Annotated in this window: 18 protein-coding genes; 17 read left to right on the top strand and 1 reads right to left on the bottom strand. The window is 55.5% G+C overall.

Translation table 11 applies throughout. The features are described from left to right. Positions 1-24: 24 nt before the first annotated feature. Positions 25-936 carry a restriction endonuclease gene (locus tag JQN73_RS22560; protein ID WP_240162335.1) on the bottom strand — a complete coding sequence of 304 codons (912 nt, stop codon included), beginning with the start codon at positions 934-936 and terminating at the stop codon, positions 25-27. Positions 937-1,158: 222 nt separating this feature from the next. Here JQN73_RS22560 and JQN73_RS19805 point away from each other — a divergent pair, with 222 nt between their 5' ends. The 17 genes from JQN73_RS19805 to JQN73_RS19725 all read left to right on the top strand — a co-directional run bounded on the left by JQN73_RS19805 (position 1,159) and on the right by JQN73_RS19725 (position 15,116). After that, a complete protein-coding gene (locus JQN73_RS19805; RefSeq protein ID WP_205320643.1) occupies positions 1,159-1,425 on the top strand; it encodes a BrnT family toxin in 267 nt (88 codons plus the stop codon). After that, complete coding sequence (locus tag JQN73_RS19800; protein WP_205320642.1) at positions 1,412-1,744, top strand: BrnA antitoxin family protein; 333 nt, start codon at positions 1,412-1,414, stop codon at positions 1,742-1,744. Before JQN73_RS19805 ends, JQN73_RS19800 begins: the two co-directional genes overlap by 14 nt. Positions 1,745-1,960: 216 nt before the next feature. Next, positions 1,961-2,617, top strand: a complete 657-nt coding sequence (locus tag JQN73_RS19795) for a phage baseplate assembly protein V (RefSeq protein WP_205318956.1) — start codon at positions 1,961-1,963, stop codon at positions 2,615-2,617. Then, positions 2,614-2,955: a GPW/gp25 family protein gene (locus JQN73_RS19790; protein WP_205318957.1), complete on the top strand. Its 342-nt coding sequence runs from the start codon at positions 2,614-2,616 to the stop codon at positions 2,953-2,955. Before JQN73_RS19795 ends, JQN73_RS19790 begins: the two co-directional genes overlap by 4 nt. Then, complete coding sequence (locus JQN73_RS19785) at positions 2,952-3,839, top strand: baseplate J/gp47 family protein (protein ID WP_205318958.1); 888 nt, start codon at positions 2,952-2,954, stop codon at positions 3,837-3,839. Before JQN73_RS19790 ends, JQN73_RS19785 begins: the two co-directional genes overlap by 4 nt. Beyond that, positions 3,832-4,401 (top strand): phage tail protein I, encoded by a 570-nt coding sequence (locus JQN73_RS19780; RefSeq protein WP_205318959.1) that lies wholly within the window; start codon positions 3,832-3,834, stop codon positions 4,399-4,401. The genes JQN73_RS19785 and JQN73_RS19780 overlap by 8 nt, the downstream gene beginning before the upstream one ends. A 4-nt stretch (positions 4,402-4,405) precedes the next feature. Then, complete coding sequence (locus tag JQN73_RS19775; RefSeq protein ID WP_205318960.1) at positions 4,406-6,388, top strand: hypothetical protein; 1,983 nt, start codon at positions 4,406-4,408, stop codon at positions 6,386-6,388. After that, a complete protein-coding gene (locus JQN73_RS19770) occupies positions 6,370-6,897 on the top strand; it encodes a tail fiber assembly protein (protein ID WP_205318961.1) in 528 nt (175 codons plus the stop codon). The genes JQN73_RS19775 and JQN73_RS19770 overlap by 19 nt, the downstream gene beginning before the upstream one ends. A gap of 25 nt (positions 6,898-6,922) precedes the next feature. Next, entirely contained in the window at positions 6,923-8,095 is a 1,173-nt protein-coding gene (locus JQN73_RS19765) for a phage tail sheath protein (RefSeq protein WP_205320641.1), read from the top strand. A gap of 24 nt (positions 8,096-8,119) precedes the next feature. Further along, positions 8,120-8,629, top strand: coding sequence for a phage major tail tube protein (locus JQN73_RS19760; protein ID WP_205320640.1), 510 nt, complete (start codon positions 8,120-8,122; stop codon positions 8,627-8,629). A 53-nt stretch (positions 8,630-8,682) separates the two neighbouring features. Then, the gene (locus JQN73_RS19755; protein WP_205318964.1) at positions 8,683-9,012 is read left to right on the top strand and encodes a phage tail assembly protein; all 330 of its coding nucleotides are present in this window, start codon (positions 8,683-8,685) and stop codon (positions 9,010-9,012) included. Between the two features lie 8 nt (positions 9,013-9,020). Further along, on the top strand, positions 9,021-9,137 hold the full coding sequence (locus JQN73_RS19750) for a GpE family phage tail protein (protein WP_205320639.1): 117 nt from the start codon (positions 9,021-9,023) through the stop codon (positions 9,135-9,137). A 9-nt stretch (positions 9,138-9,146) separates the two neighbouring features. Continuing rightward, a complete protein-coding gene (locus tag JQN73_RS19745) occupies positions 9,147-12,110 on the top strand; it encodes a phage tail tape measure protein (protein ID WP_205320638.1) in 2,964 nt (987 codons plus the stop codon). A gap of 21 nt (positions 12,111-12,131) precedes the next feature. Next, on the top strand, positions 12,132-12,641 hold the full coding sequence (locus tag JQN73_RS19740; protein ID WP_205320637.1) for a phage tail protein: 510 nt from the start codon (positions 12,132-12,134) through the stop codon (positions 12,639-12,641). Next, positions 12,638-13,630 (top strand): contractile injection system protein, VgrG/Pvc8 family, encoded by a 993-nt coding sequence (locus JQN73_RS19735; protein ID WP_205320636.1) that lies wholly within the window; start codon positions 12,638-12,640, stop codon positions 13,628-13,630. Before JQN73_RS19740 ends, JQN73_RS19735 begins: the two co-directional genes overlap by 4 nt. A gap of 155 nt (positions 13,631-13,785) precedes the next feature. Then, positions 13,786-14,022, top strand: coding sequence for a hypothetical protein (locus tag JQN73_RS19730; RefSeq protein WP_205320635.1), 237 nt, complete (start codon positions 13,786-13,788; stop codon positions 14,020-14,022). Between the two features lie 50 nt (positions 14,023-14,072). Beyond that, positions 14,073-15,116 (top strand): BrnA antitoxin family protein, encoded by a 1,044-nt coding sequence (locus JQN73_RS19725; protein WP_205320634.1) that lies wholly within the window; start codon positions 14,073-14,075, stop codon positions 15,114-15,116.

Genomic DNA, 15,116 nt, shown 5'->3' with positions numbered 1-15,116 from the left:
GGCAGTGCGGTGCCCCCCGTCGTGTCAGCTTTTAATTGAAAACATGCTCCTACATCGGGGAAAATTGAGACACCCCCAAAATGGGCCGCGTTTGCTATCGCGTTTGATCATTTTTATTCCGCACGATGCACAGGTTGGTGTCGTGTAATCACCCTCAAACGCATATTGCAACAAAGCTTTCTGACGCTCGTTAGGAAGTTCCATTATTTTGGAAACAAATCCCGGACCATCAAGCAATTGAATCGGATTACTCGCGCCAAAATTTAATGCATCCTTCGTATAGTTCCCAGTTGTGATGAAAATCCCGCGCCGGACTTTCTCATGCGCCATCACTCCTAACAACTCGCGCACTTCCTTCACGCCGACAGAGTACACATTCCACGCTTTACACTGCACGACGGCGACTGGTTTGTTTGGATCGATCTTATACAGCTTCACGTCAATCCCGCCATCTGCACCGCATCGGAGGGTCTCCGAAAAAAATCCAACAGCTTCATAATATTTTGCGCACAGCAACTCGAACCGCTTCCATTCAAGGGAGCGCAGGGCCTCGACATTCCAGTTAGTGTGGATAACGTCAGTTGCCGGGGCCATTTGCTGGTTTGAAGCACCCCAGCCATCTGCAGTGACCGGGGCGGCACGTCCCGGCATTGTTTTTGAATCTGGAGGGACGCGGATGTCAGGCGCGTTTTTTTCATGCGTCTTTATCGATGCTAAAAAAGAGAGCAAGCCCATTAAGCCGAAACCTACTAAAGGCACCCACGCGAGGGATTGAGACAGGATCGCCAGTCCGATTAAAATAGGACTTGCGGCAAAGAGCGACGGAATAAACCAACGCATAACGATATAAATTATGCACCCAAGCACAACGCTGATCCACCAGGGCGAAGCCAACAAATCGTCGGCTAACTTGGTCTTCTTGTTTCGACGGGCCATGAAATTTCCAATTTTTTTGGCAAAGTGGTAGTGAACTTTGCGGTGCTTAGTGAGCTACAACTACACAAATTGTTCGTTATTATTTTGAAATAATAATTTAACATGAAATGTTGCTATTAGGCATTTAAATCGGACGTAGACTCAAGAACACTATAGGTCAGTAATTTTTGTATAAACAAAAATTACTTGACGCAGTCAATTCTTGTTTATACAATAAATCGAATGAACTATGAATTTGACGCAGCCAAAAATAGTAGTAATGTCGATAAACATGGCTTGTCGCTGGCCCGTGTAGAGGATTTTGAATGGGAGAGCGCAGTCGTATCTGAGGACACGCGTCAGCAATATACCGAACGGCGCTTTCATGTTACCGGCTACATTGGTGAACGCCTGCATGTCATGGTTTATTGTCACCGCACCGATGCGGTACGCGTTATCAGCCTGCGCAAGGCCAATACAAGAGAGGTGAAAAATTATGCCAAAACTTAAATCCGGGACTATCCTTCCCACACCCGAGGAGGAGGCTGCCATCGATGCTGGCATTGCCGCTGATCTGGACAATCCAGAACTCACAAAAGAATGGTTTGCCAACGCCAAACCGGCCAGTGAGATGTTGCCGCCGGAAATCTATACCGCATTAGTGGCAAAGCGTCGTGGCCGTCCGAAAGCCGAGGAAACCAAGGTTTTTACGGCCATTCGGTTGGATGCCGACCTGCTGGATGTTTTCAAAGCGACCGGCAAAGGCTGGCAGACTCGCGTCAATGCTGCCTTACGCCAGTTTATTAGCGAACATCCATTTCATCGGTAGTGTTGTAATAGTTAGCTAAATAGCTGTCCGGAGGACAAAGCGTCCCGGTTCGTCATCACCAACTCAGGGCTGTTCCCCGGATGGTTGGCGCTGTCCACGTCGCCGCGTTCTGGGGCGCTACTTTCCCACGCGTGGGAGCGGTGCCAAAGGGCGTCGGAGCTGATAAGCGGCTTACCAACCCGCTGTCTAATGCGCTGAAGACCACAACGCGGCACCATGCATCGCATGACTGCCGACATCTCCGAATTACTCCGCTTGATCCTCAACCTGATCCGTCTTGGCACCATCGCCGAGATCGATCACGACACGCAACGCGTGCGGGTTCAGGTCGGCAACAATCTCACCAACTGGCGACCATGGGCGACGACGCGGGCGGGCGGCGCACAGACGTGGTGGCCTCCGACGATTGGTGAACAGGTCGTTCTGCTTTCCCCTGAGGGCAACTTTGATCACGCCGTGATTTTCCCCGCAGTGTATTCCGATCAGTTTGCCCCGCCGTCGACCAACCCCGACCATCACACCACGCGTTACGGCGATGGCACGATTGTCCAATACGACAGCGCCGTCCATACATTAAGCGCCACCTTACCGGATGGCACCAGCGTGACGGTTGAACCCGGCAAAGTCACCTCCAACGCTGACGACACGATCTGCACGGGCAACCTGACCGTACTAAAGAATTTGATTGTCGCCGGGTTGAGTTCACTCAACGGCGGCATGGCCGTCACACCCGGCGCCGGGGGCGGTGCGGCCGCCGTCATCAACGGCACGTTGACGGCGACCGACGATGTGGTGGCTGGCGGCGTCAGCCTGATGAAACACCCGCACGGCGGCGTCGAACGCGGTGGTGACCTGTCGGATGGTCCGCAATGAGCGGCATGGATCGCAGCAACGGTCGGGCGTTGACCGGCCTCGCGCACATCCGTCAGTCGCTAGCTGATATTTTGACCACGCCGATAGGATCCCGGGTCATGCGCCGAGGCTACGGGTCGGAAGTACCGGAACTGATCGATCAGCCATTACACGGTGCCACGACCTTACGCATCTATGCCGCCACGGCGCATGCGGTGCGCTTGTGGGAGCCGCGTATTCAATTAACGGGCCTGCAGCTGCAGCGCGGCACCGATGGTAAAGCGACCTTGCTGCTCGATGGCGTGGCCGCTGAACAGAGTGTCCAGATTAACGTCTCTATCGATCCGGGTGGCGCATGAGTACCTCTGCGATTGATCTCTCCCGCCTGCCGGTACCAAACATTGTCGAAGCGCTGGACTTTGAGACCATTCTGGCAGAACAACTGATCGATCTGACCGCCCGCGATCCATCCATGGATGGTTTGCTGGAATCGGATCCCGCCATGAAGATTTTGCAAGTCACCGCTTATCGTGAATTACACATACGCCAGCGAGTCAACGAAGCGGCTCGCGCTCTGATGCTGGCGTATGCCATGGACAACGATCTGGATCACCTGGGCGCATTGATGGACGTGCCGCGTCTGGTCGTCACGCCTGCCGATCCCGACAAGGGAACCGATGCGGTGATGGAATCGAATGCAGATTTGCGCAAGCGTATCCAGCTGGCTCCGCACGGCTTCTCGGTGGCTGGTCCCGAAGGCGCGTATATCTTTCATGCACTGGGTGCCGATGCAAGGGTGCTCGATGCTTCAGCCACCAGTCCGTCCCCAGGTGTCGTCATGGTCACGATCTTGTCCCGAGACGGTGACGGTACCGCGTCGCAAGAACTGATTGATATCGTAGCAGCCCGATTAGGAGCCGACAACGTCCGGCCGCTGACCGATCATGTCCTGGTCGAATCGGCCCAGATTATCCGTTATCGCGTCCGCGCCAAACTTTATACGTTTCCCGGTCCGGATGCCGCTGTCGTGGTGCTGGAAGCCCAACGCCGCATGCAGCACTACGTCACCGAAGCGCACCGTATTGGGCGTGGGCCAACCTTATCCGGTATTTACGCCGCGCTGCACGTTGATGGGGTGGAACGGGTCGCACTGACTTCACCGACCAAAGACCTGGCGATCTCTCGCCGTCAGGCACCGTTCTGTGACGATATCGTGGTCGAGTATGGCGGTGTGTATGAATAAGCACATTCCACCGCCGTATCGGTCGCTCTTGCCGCCCAACACCACGCCGCAGGAACGCGCTCTGGAAGCGGCAACCGCTCGCATCTCCGCCGTTCCGATTCCGTTGCGCACGCTCAATAACCCGACCACTTGCCCGATTGATCTGTTGCCATGGCTGGCGTGGCAATTGTCCGTGGATAGCTGGAAACCGTACTGGAGCGAAGAAGTCCGGCGCGCCCGTGTGCGCGGCGCGATGGCGATTCATCGCCAGAAAGGTACCGCCAAGTCGGTGAAGGATGTCGTCGCCGCATTCGGTGGCGCGATCCTGCTCAACGAGTGGTGGCAGAAGTCACCCAAGGGCGAACCGCACACCTTTGATTTGATGATGACCTTAAGCGGTGCTGGCGGCAACACCGCCACAGCGGCCTTTGTCGACGACGTGATCGCCGAAGTCAACCGGACCAAGCCGGTGCGCAGTCATTTTACGTTCACGCAAGGACTAGACACCTGCGCCGCCATCGCCGTGGTGAGCGCGCTACGTCCGGTGATTTATGCCCGCCTTAACCTTACCGAAGCCCCATAAACCTATGTCCGGTCTCCAAATTACCACCACCACCGTCGGTCGCGCCGCCTTGGTGAACGCAGAACACAACGGCACCGCACCGCTCACCGTGACGCATATTGGCCTGACCGCCACCGCGTTCAAGCCCGACCAGGGGATGACCGTCCTGCCGGGTGAATTCAAACGCCTCAACACGCTATCCGGCGGCGTGGTGGCCCCCGGCACCATCCACGTCACCATTCGCGACGATGGCACCGACACCTACACGGTGCGCGGTATTGGCTATTGGCTCAGTAACGGCGTCTTGCTGGGCGTTTACAGTCAGCCCGAACCGATCCTGCAGAAGTCCGCCCAGTCGATGCTGCTGTTGTCGGCCGACACCATTTTTACGACGATTGACGTCACCAGTCTGACCTTCGGCAACGCCAATTTTACCAATCCACCGGGCACCACGTCCCGACAAGGCGTGGTGGAACTGGCGACCTTTGCAGAGACCGTCGCGGGAAGCGATCACACCCGCGCCGTCACACCGGCTGGACTCACACCGGCGCTGGCTGCCGCTATCGCGCATCACAAAAAAGAAACCGATCCGCATCCTGCCTATCTGACGGACGAACGGGGCGACGCGCTGTATTTCCGCACGCTCGACGCCGTGACCGACAGCAATACCGATTGCGATACTTTACTCACGACCGGTGTGCGCGATGTGCTGGTGGCGAATGACCGCGGCATTCTGGCCGCTACCCATTTGCCGATGGGCGGTGACGGCTTCGGCACCTTGGTCACGCTGCGCGGCAAGGAGTTCGTGCGCCAGGTGTATACCGAAGGTGGTATCACGCAACGCACCTGGGAACGTACGGGTTTCACCGCACAAAAACCCCTTTTTAAAGGCCGTGCCTGGAAACTGGCGTGGGACACGGTCACCTTTGACCCCGCCACCAAACAAAACCTGATTGGCTACGCGCCTGCCCGCGCCGCCCAGTCGACCCATGGCATTGCGGTCACAGATCAACGCACCCTTGCCGAAGCGCCCAAAGAGCGTGGCATGGGCGTCTATTTTGACTTTAAGAACAATGACGTCGATGGATTGAGCGATGGTGGCACGGCGCACGGTGTAATCACGTTTCGGCCCTATGGAAGCGGATCCGATTTCACGGGCGGTCCCGCGCATCAGTTGGGTTTTACAAGCAACGGCAACCCATGCTATCGGCTTGGCGGGCAGGATAAGTGGGGGTCGTGGAAAAAACTCTATCACAGCGGCAATCTCCCCGAGGTCACCGGCAAATACCTGCCGCTGACCGGTGGCAATGTGGGTTCCCTGACCGTCGGCGGGACTGGTAAGCGCGCCGTTACCCAAGGTCAAAACGGCACGCTGCCGGATGGTGGCCCGCCTTTGGTTGCCGACATGAATGCCGCCCCTCTCGGCTGGGCCACCTATACCCAGGAAGCGACAGCCAATCGCCCAACGCCCTACGGACATGTTTTCACGTCATCGCTCAATGGCAGCGCCACACCGGCAAAAGACAATTGGTTATTGCAACGGGCGATCTCCACCGACAATCAGATCGTCACGCGGGTCAATATCAACAGCAAAGGATGGAGCGCATGGTCAGAAGCCTGGACCACCCGCAATTTGAATCCCGCCGACAAGATCAGTGGCAGTGCCAGCATCCGGTTAAATTGGAACGGACGCCCGGGCCAGCCCGCATGGCTGCATGGTGGCGATAGTGCGGGCGACTGTGCTGTCTACAGTCCGGTCAACTTCCACGTCGCTTATGCCCACACCGCTGGCTTAGCAGCGGCCAACGGCGGCACAGCGAGCTATGCCCATCAGCTAGCGGGACCGGGCCTGCAAGAAAATAGCGTCGGCTCCTACCGCTTAAATAAAAATCATGGTTCACCCGAAGTCGGCGGTGCGTGGCAGATACGCGGCTGGTCGTATGACCACGGCACCGGCAACGATGGCGGGATCGGTACACGGACAACATTATGGCAAAGGGTTGGATGATGGTGAAACGACACAAAGCAATGAAAGCGACAATGCACGTGGCTCCCCCGCAAGCCATGATCCCACCAGCACTGCTCGGGAACCGGTTTATCTATACAGACGTGCGCTCGCCGGTACGACAGGTCAATGGCATCCGTTGCGAAGTGAAATTCGACGCCAAAGACGACTACTGGTCGTTTTTAGCCACACCTAATGATGTCGAACCGCACGGACGCGCCATATACGCGGAATGCGATAGCGGTCGCTGGGGGCCGGTACCGGATTATTACCCCAGCGATGCCGAACTGATCGCCGCCGCCGTCGAACGCATAAGCACCGGTTTGCGCATCGCGACCACGGCGATCACCCGATATCAGGACCGGATCGATATCGACGACGCCACACAGGTCGATATCGCCTTGCTCAAAGCGTGGAAGATTTATCGGGTCGGCCTCAATCGGATAGTCGATCAACCCGACTACCCGCACCGACTGACGTGGCCGGTCCCTCCGGACCTTGCCCTTTTTTAATTATTTATCACCAATAGGAGTTGTTATGTCCACCGATTACCACCACGGCGTACGCGTCCTCGAAATCAACGACGGCACGCGCCCGATCCGCACCATCAGCACCGCCGTCATTGGCCTCGTTGCCACCGCAGAAGATGCCGATCCCTTGACGTTTCCGCTCGACACGCCGGTGTTATTAACCAACGTCATTGCGGCGCTCGGCAAAGCCGGTAAGAAAGGAACCTTAAGCCGCACACTCGAAGCCATCGGTCTGCAAACCAAGCCCTTTACGATCGTCGTGCGGGTAGCCGAAGGGGACGACGAAGCCGCCACCACCAGCAACGTGATCGGCACGGTGACCGCCAGCGGCAAATATACCGGCATCAAAGCCTTGCTGGCCGCGCAAGGCAAACTCGGCATCAAGCCACGCATCCTCGGCGCGCCCGGTCTCGACACCCAAGCAGTCACCAACGCCATGGTCAGCGTGGCGCAACAGTTGCGCGGCTTTGTGTATGCGTCGGCGTGGGGCTGCCTGACCAAAGAAGACGCCGTCGCCTATCGGAAAGACTTCGGCCAACGCGAGTTGATGCTGATCTGGCCCGACTTTGTCGGCTGGGATATGGCGACCAATGCCGAAGCCAGCATCTCCGCCGTCGCTTACGCACTCGGCTTGCGCGCCAAGATCGATGAACAAATCGGCTGGCATAAAACCTTATCGAATATGCCGGTCAATGGCCCGACCGGCATCAGTAGCGACGTGTTCTGGGACTTGCAGGATCCGGCCACCGATGCTGGATACCTGAACGGAAAGGAAGTCACCACGTTAATCAACAATGGCGGCTTTCGGTTCTGGGGTTCGCGCACCTGTGAAGTGCCGGAATTCTTCTTTTTTGAGAATTACACCCGCACCGCACAAGTGCTGGCCGACACGATAGCGGAGGCGCATTTTACGTATGTCGATAAGCCATTGCATCCGTCGTTAGTGAAGGATTTGATCGAAAGCATCAATGCCAAATTCCGTGACCTCAAAGCCCAGGGTTACATCATCGACGGCAGCGCATGGTACGACGAAGCGTTCAATAGCAAAGACACCTTAAAAGCCGGAAAGCTGGCCATCGATTACGACTATACGCCGGTGCCTCCACTAGAAAATCTAGTGTTCCAGCAACGCATCACCGACCGCTATCTGGCCGACTTTGCCAGCCGCATCACCGCTTAACTTTATTTCCGATCGGATATATCCATGGGCTTACCCAACAAACTCAAAGATTTTAATCTGTTCAACGATGGCGTGCACTACATGGGGCTGGTGCCGGAACTGACATTGCCGAAACTCAGCCGCAAGATGGAGGAATACCGTGCCGGTGGCATGAGCGGCCCGATCATGGTCGATATGGGTAACGAAGCGCTGACACTCGAATGGACAACGGGCGGCCTCGTTGTTGACGCATTAAAGCAATACGCTGCCAAATCCCACAACGCTGTGCAATTACGCTTTGCCGGGGCCTATCAAAATGACGATACCGGCGACGTATTAGCCGTTGAAGTGGTGGTACGCGGACGGCATAAAGAAATCGATATGGGGTCTGCCAAAATTGGCGACGACACCGCCCATAAGTACAGTACCGCCGTCAGTTATTACAAACTCACGGTCGATAACGTCGACCTGATCGAACTCGATTTTATGAACTGTATTGAAAAGATCAACGGCGTCAGCGTCAACGATGCACTGCGCCAAGCCATCGGTCTGTAACGAATCAGATCAACCGCACCATTCATTTATTTGTCCATTAAAAAGAGCACACCATGTCAGCCGTCAAAACTTCCGTTGCACCCACTTCCACCAACCACGTCACCGTTATTCTGGACGAACCGCTGCAACGCGGCGAAACCGTCATTACCGAAATTCAATTACGCAAACCAAAAGCCGGAGAGCTGCGCGGCGTCTCACTGGTCGATGTCGCCAACCTCGATGTCATGGCCCTGCAAAAAGTATTGCCGCGCATCACCCAACCAATCCTCACCACGCAAGATGTCAACAATCTGGACCTTGCCGATCTGATGGCACTGGGGGCCGAGGTGGCCTATTTTTTAGCGAAGAAAGCGGATCGGAACATGGTCTCCCCGACTGCGTAGAAAACGCCATGGCCGACATCGCCGTGGTGTTTCATTGGGACCCGGCGGCGATGGCGGCATTTACGTTAACTGAATTGATGGACTGGCGCGAACGCGCCCGATTGCGTAGCACTGCAGAGCAATAAAGGCACACCATGGCGGACCTACGATTACAAGTCATCATGACAGCGCTGGACAAAGTTACCGGTCCGCTTAAAAAAATACGCGATGCGGCCGCGCCGACCAGTGCCGCCATGAAAGCCGTCAATGACCGTCTGAACGACTTAAACGGTCAGTTAAAAGAAACCCGTTATTTGCGGAACCTGCAACAGGATTTTAGAGACACAACCGTCGATTTAAAAAAGCACAGACTGGCAGTCACTGCAGCGAAAGAAGCATATGAGAGTCAGCGCGCAGTCCAGCATTCTCTCGCCAGCCAGACTAAAACGTCGCGCACCGAATTCAAAGGCTTGCAGCGGGAACTTCTCAGCACCAAAGATCCGAGCAATCAGCTGACTGCCAGCTTTGCACTTGCCCGCGATAGCCTGACCAAACTCGAACATCAATACAGCAACTCGCAAAGTAAATTGAGAAAGCTGAAGACCACCTTCAAAGAGGCAGATGCTTCGGTCACCAAGCTGAGTGCCAGCAAGGCCACGCTTGCCGAAAGATTAAGCGTTACCCGCCAACGCCTTGACGCCGCAGGGATCAGCACGGCCAAACTACGTGCGCATGAGCAAACGCTCAATACAGATCTGGCGTCCACCAATGCATTATTAAGCGTGCAGCAAATCAAGTTGGCGGCGGTAACGCGCCAACATGAGCGCATGGCTAAAGTACGCGCCCAATTTGCCAAAACCCGGGACTTTGCCGGTAACGCCGCTGCGGTCGGCATCATCAGTGGTGCCATGGGCGGAGGCATGCTGATGGGCGCAAGACGCATACTGACCCCCGGCGTGGATTTCAACGCCGCCATGTCACGCGTGCAGGCCCTCAGTGGCCTTGATAAGCAATCAGAAGCCTTCACCGGCTTACGCGACCAGTCTCGCACTTTAGGTGCCACCACCAGTTACACCGCTACTGAAGCGGCCGAAGGGCAAGGCTATCTGGCCATGGCCGGTTTCAAACCGGATGAAATCCTGCAATCCATGCCGACCGTGTTATCGATGGCAAAAGCGGGCGGGTCCGACCTGGCGCGCACCGCCGATATCGCCTCCGACATCCTGACCAGCTTCGGCTTGCAATCCGACCAAATGGCCCGCGTGGGTGACGTACTGACCATGACCTTCACCACCGCCAACACCAATCTGGAAATGCTGGGCGACACCATGAAGTATGTCGGCCCGATTGCCAAAGCGGCCGGAATGTCGTTAGAGCAGGCATCCGCCATGGCCGGCTTACTGGGTAACGCCGGGATTAAAAGCAGTATGGCGGGCACGACGCTGCGCTCGATGCTGTTGCGCTTGGCCGCGCCCACATCCAAGGCCGCAAGCGCATTGGAAGAACTGGGGATCGCCTCGCGCGACCTAAAAGGCGACGTGCGCGACATTCCTGCCATTTTGCGTGACGTCGCCGACGCCACTAAACTGCTAGGTAGTGGTCAGCGTCTCGACTACTTAAAACAGATTTTTGGTGAAGAACCGGCAGCAGGCATGGCCGCACTAATCGACAAGCAAGGCGCGGATGGCATCAATCGCTATGTCGCCATTATCGAAAACGCCAAAGGCGTCGCCCAAAAGACGGCCACCATCATGGCCGACAACCTGCAAGGCGACCTACAAACGCTGCGCTCGTCGTGGGAAGACCTGGGTATTACGGCCTCCGACGCGATTGATCAACCATTGCGCCGGGTAACGGCACGTATCGCGCAGATCCTACGCGGCATCAGCAAATGGATGCAGCACAATCCGGCTTTGACGGCATCGTTACTGAAAATTGCCCTGGGAATTGGCGCGGTGATGGCGGTAACCGGCACGCTGGCGTTAACCCTGGCCAGCATCGTTGTACCTATCGCCGCGCTCAAAATGGCAATGGGATTACTGGGCCTCAAGGCATGGGGGCTACTGCCAGCATTGCGCAATATCGTTGGTGGCCTGTTATCCGTCGGATCGCGTGCTCTGGTCTTGGGCCGCACGCTTGCCGGACCCCTCACTATTCTCGGCCGTATCGTCCAGGGGGCAATGCTGGTCGGTGCGACAATCGCAGGACTACCTCTTTGGGGCATTGCCGCTTTAACCGCCGTGCTTGGGGGGGCGGCAATTGCCATCTATAAATTTTGGGGACCCATCAGTAGTTTCTTCATTGGACTGTTCAGAGGTCTGACGCGTGGCATCGGCAGTGCTGCGATGCCCGCATTTAGAGCCTTGGGGGGCGCTTTGTTATGGCTATGGGAAGGCATGAGGAACTTCGGCGGCATGTTGGTCCATTGCATGCCGTTCCTTGCCCTTCTCGCTAACGCCTTCGAACCGGTAAAAGTCGCTATCCTCTGGATTATTGAAGGCTTAAGCTGGTTGTGGCAACCCATGCGCGATACCAGTGCTGCCGCTGACAGCATGGGCGAAAGAATCGGTAACAGCGTGGGGAAAGTAGTCGGTTGGATCCTTGCACTACCGGCCAAATTTGCCACGCTCGGCATCAATATCATCACCGGCCTGATCAATGGTATGACGGGCATGCTGGGATGGGTGCAAGGAAAGGTCGCTGGCATTGCAGACAGCGTCATTGGCGTGTTTAAAGACAAGCTTGGTATCCGTAGCCCAAGCCGGGTTTTTGCATCCGTGGGCGATCACACGATGCAAGGTCTGGCGATCGGCCTGCAACGCAGCGCCAATGCGCCGGTCAGCCAAGTCGGCTCCATGGCAAAGCGCCTGACGCAACTAGGTGCTGGAATGGCTATAAGTGTGGCGGCTATGCCCGTGATGGCCTTTGATACACGTCCGCCGATAGCACCGCTTGGGGCCAGCGTCCCGCCAGCCGCGGCAGCGGACAACATCCAGATCCATATTCATTCGACGGCGGGCGCCGACCCGCAGGCGATTGCTAAAGCCGTCTCTGCCGAACTGGATCGCCGCGACCGGGAAAAGCGCGCACGCCAACGTTCCAGCCTGCATGACTATTAATCCACTACAAGGACACTTCCCATGATGATGGCCCTCGGCATGTTCGTTTTTAGCTTACCCACGCTGGCCTATCAGGAACTGCAACGCCAGACCGAATGGAAACACGTCAGCAACGCCCGTGTCGGGGTGCGTGACGCGTTTCAGTTCACCGGCAAGGGCGACGACACCATCACGCTCTCCGGCTGGATTGCGCCTGAACTGACCGGCTCACTCTATGCGCTCGACGCATTACGCCTGATGGCCGACACCGGTAAGTCATGGATTTTGATTCAAGGTACGGGCCGCATTTATGGCGCGTATATCATCACCAGCATGACCGAAGGCAAAACCCATCTAGGCATCGACGGCAATCCGGGCCGCGTGGAGTTTGCGATCACGCTTAAATGCACCGATGATGATGTGCGCAATACGTTGCGCAATCTGGGCAACATCGGCACATTACGCGATATGCTCACCCTTGATGGGCTGGCCAACAACGTGAACGCGGTCAATGGGATTAGTGACATCGTCAGTGGAATCGTCAACCGATGACTGACCGCATCCCTGATTTCCGCGTCACCTTAGATGGCCGTGACCTGACCGCCATCCTTCGACCGCGCCTGATCAGCTTAATGCTGACCGAATGCCGCAACGAGTCTGCTGACCAGCTCGACATTGCGCTCGACGACACCGACGGTCAACTTGCCATCCCGTCCAAAGGCGCAAAAATTCATCTGCACATCGGCTGGAAACATAGCGGCCTGGTCGACAAAGGCACGTTTACCGTCGATGAAGTCGAGCACAGCGGCGCGCCCGACACCATCACGTTACGCGCCCGAACTGCGAATCTGATCGACACGTTCCGGCAAATCGAAGAACATAGCTTCCATGACACCACGCTCGGCGCGATCATTGAAGTCATTGCCTTCCGGCAGCAACTCACAGCGGGTATTGCAGAGGCACTCCGCACCGTCAACATTAAGCACATCGACCAGACCCGTGAGAGTGATGCGGCCTTTCTGCGTCGTCTCGGCAAACGGTACGATGCGGTCGCTACCGTTAAAAACGATACTTTGATTTTTTTGCCCGCCAGCTTTAGCCAAACCGTGTCCGGCAAGCCATTGCCGACCATCCATATCACCCGCCAATCGGGGGACGGCCACCGTTATCACAGTGCCGAACGTGACAGCTATACCGGTGTGCGGGTGTTCTGGCAGGATGACAAACAAGGGTTGCGACAAAGCGTGATCGCCGGAAGGGCTGAGAATGCCAAGCGGCTTCGTACTACCTACGCCAGCGACACCGACGCCCGTACTGCGGCCGTTGCCGAATGGCTGCGCATTCAGCGCGGGCTAGCGACGTTTGAATTGAATCTGGCGGTAGGTAATCCGGCTCTCATGCCGCAATCGCCAATTATCGTTTCCGGGTTTAAAGCAGCGATTGATCGTGTGGATTGGCTGACCGAAAAAGTCACGCACAGCATTGGGTCTGGCGGTTTTACTACCTCTATTGCGCTAGAGACTAAAACAGAGGACGCGTAGCCTGTGAATAGTCAGCAGAATATCAGAATATTAAGTTCAAAAGTGCTAAGATTATTCGCTTGTAGTCCTTCAATAGTTAGGATTTGTGGCATAAACATCCGTCCCTGCCTGTTGGTCTATAATGAGACTAACGTAGTCTCTCAAGGAGTATTGCTATGAAGGCAACATTAATCAGAACGAAGCGCTTTAGCTCTCCTACCGTTCTCACAAATGAAACCCACGTGCTAGGCGCGACGGTTAAGGAGTGGGACGACGCTTTAACTGGCAATATGGAAAAAACGTTGGCTGAAGTGAAAAGACGGTCACAACTTGGCGCTCCCAAACGAGATGTAAAAAAAGCAAAATCGTTTGACTTGGCAAGTTTTGCCGGGAAACGTGCACATAACCTTTGACAATTTTCCTCACCCAATCTTGAAAACGCGGCCCGACCGCGTTTTTTTATATGTCCACCGATAAAAATCCCACAAAACTCGAACTGCATGTCATCGTTTTTGCTGGCCCGAATGGCTCAGGTAAAACGTCCTTAATAGATGAAATCAAAGTATCAGGTCTCAAAACAGTCGGCGGTGTCTACCCTCTTCCCGTCCGCTTCATAAATCCCGACCAAGTATCAAAAGACCTGCAAGGGGACTTCGTAGATCAAAACGCCCGCGACTGGGCCGCGGCTAGAGCTGCAGTGCAAATGCGCGCAGAAGCTACCACTAGTCAACAGCCATTTGCTTTTGAAACGGTCATGAGCCACCCTTCCCGAATCAATGAGCTATTAATGCTAAAAGAAGAGGGTTACAAAGTCCTGCTAACTTTCATCACGACAGACGATCCAGAAAAGAATGTCGCTCGGGTAAACCTGCGCTACGAGACGGGCTCAACGACAGGCCACTATGTTCCATCCGAAAAAGTTCGGGAAAGGTATAGCCGCACATTAGCGTTATTACCCCGCGCAGCGGAGATTGCCGATGCCGTATTTATATATGACAACTCGGCCGATTTTGAAAAGGCGCGCTTACAGGTTGTCATTGAAAAGGATGCGCAATTTTCGATAGCATCGGACCCGAAGGAGTGGGTCTATCAACAATTGATCAACCCGCTTCAGCAACGGGATAACGAATTTAACGACATGACAGCCCTACTGGCCGAACGAGGCTATGCATTGGGGGAGACTGACGAGCTACGCGGCACTTATCAAGGTAGTGTTTTGCACGTATCCACCTATTTCTTAGCACAATTCGATACCGTGCTTCAGCAAGCGGTGATACATGACCGGCTAATGCTAGACACTGCGCAAGACGTTTTACCGATTTATACAGAAAAGAAAAATTTGACTATTCGGTATTCACTGCGGGATGCACCAGTGGTCAAAGAGCGCCTCACCATAAGCCTGTCGGTGGATATATTAACGCAGTTCCGCGCTACCGGGGACGACTGGCAGACACGCATGGATGCCGCTTTGCGCGACTGGTTGAAAGACCATGCTTTAACGCACTAA

This window comes from Glaciimonas sp. PAMC28666, from assembly GCF_016917355.1.
Taxonomy (GTDB): Bacteria; Pseudomonadota; Gammaproteobacteria; order Burkholderiales; family Burkholderiaceae_D; genus Glaciimonas.
Note: the sequence above shows the minus strand (reverse complement) of the source record. Positions and strands in the feature narration are given on the sequence as shown.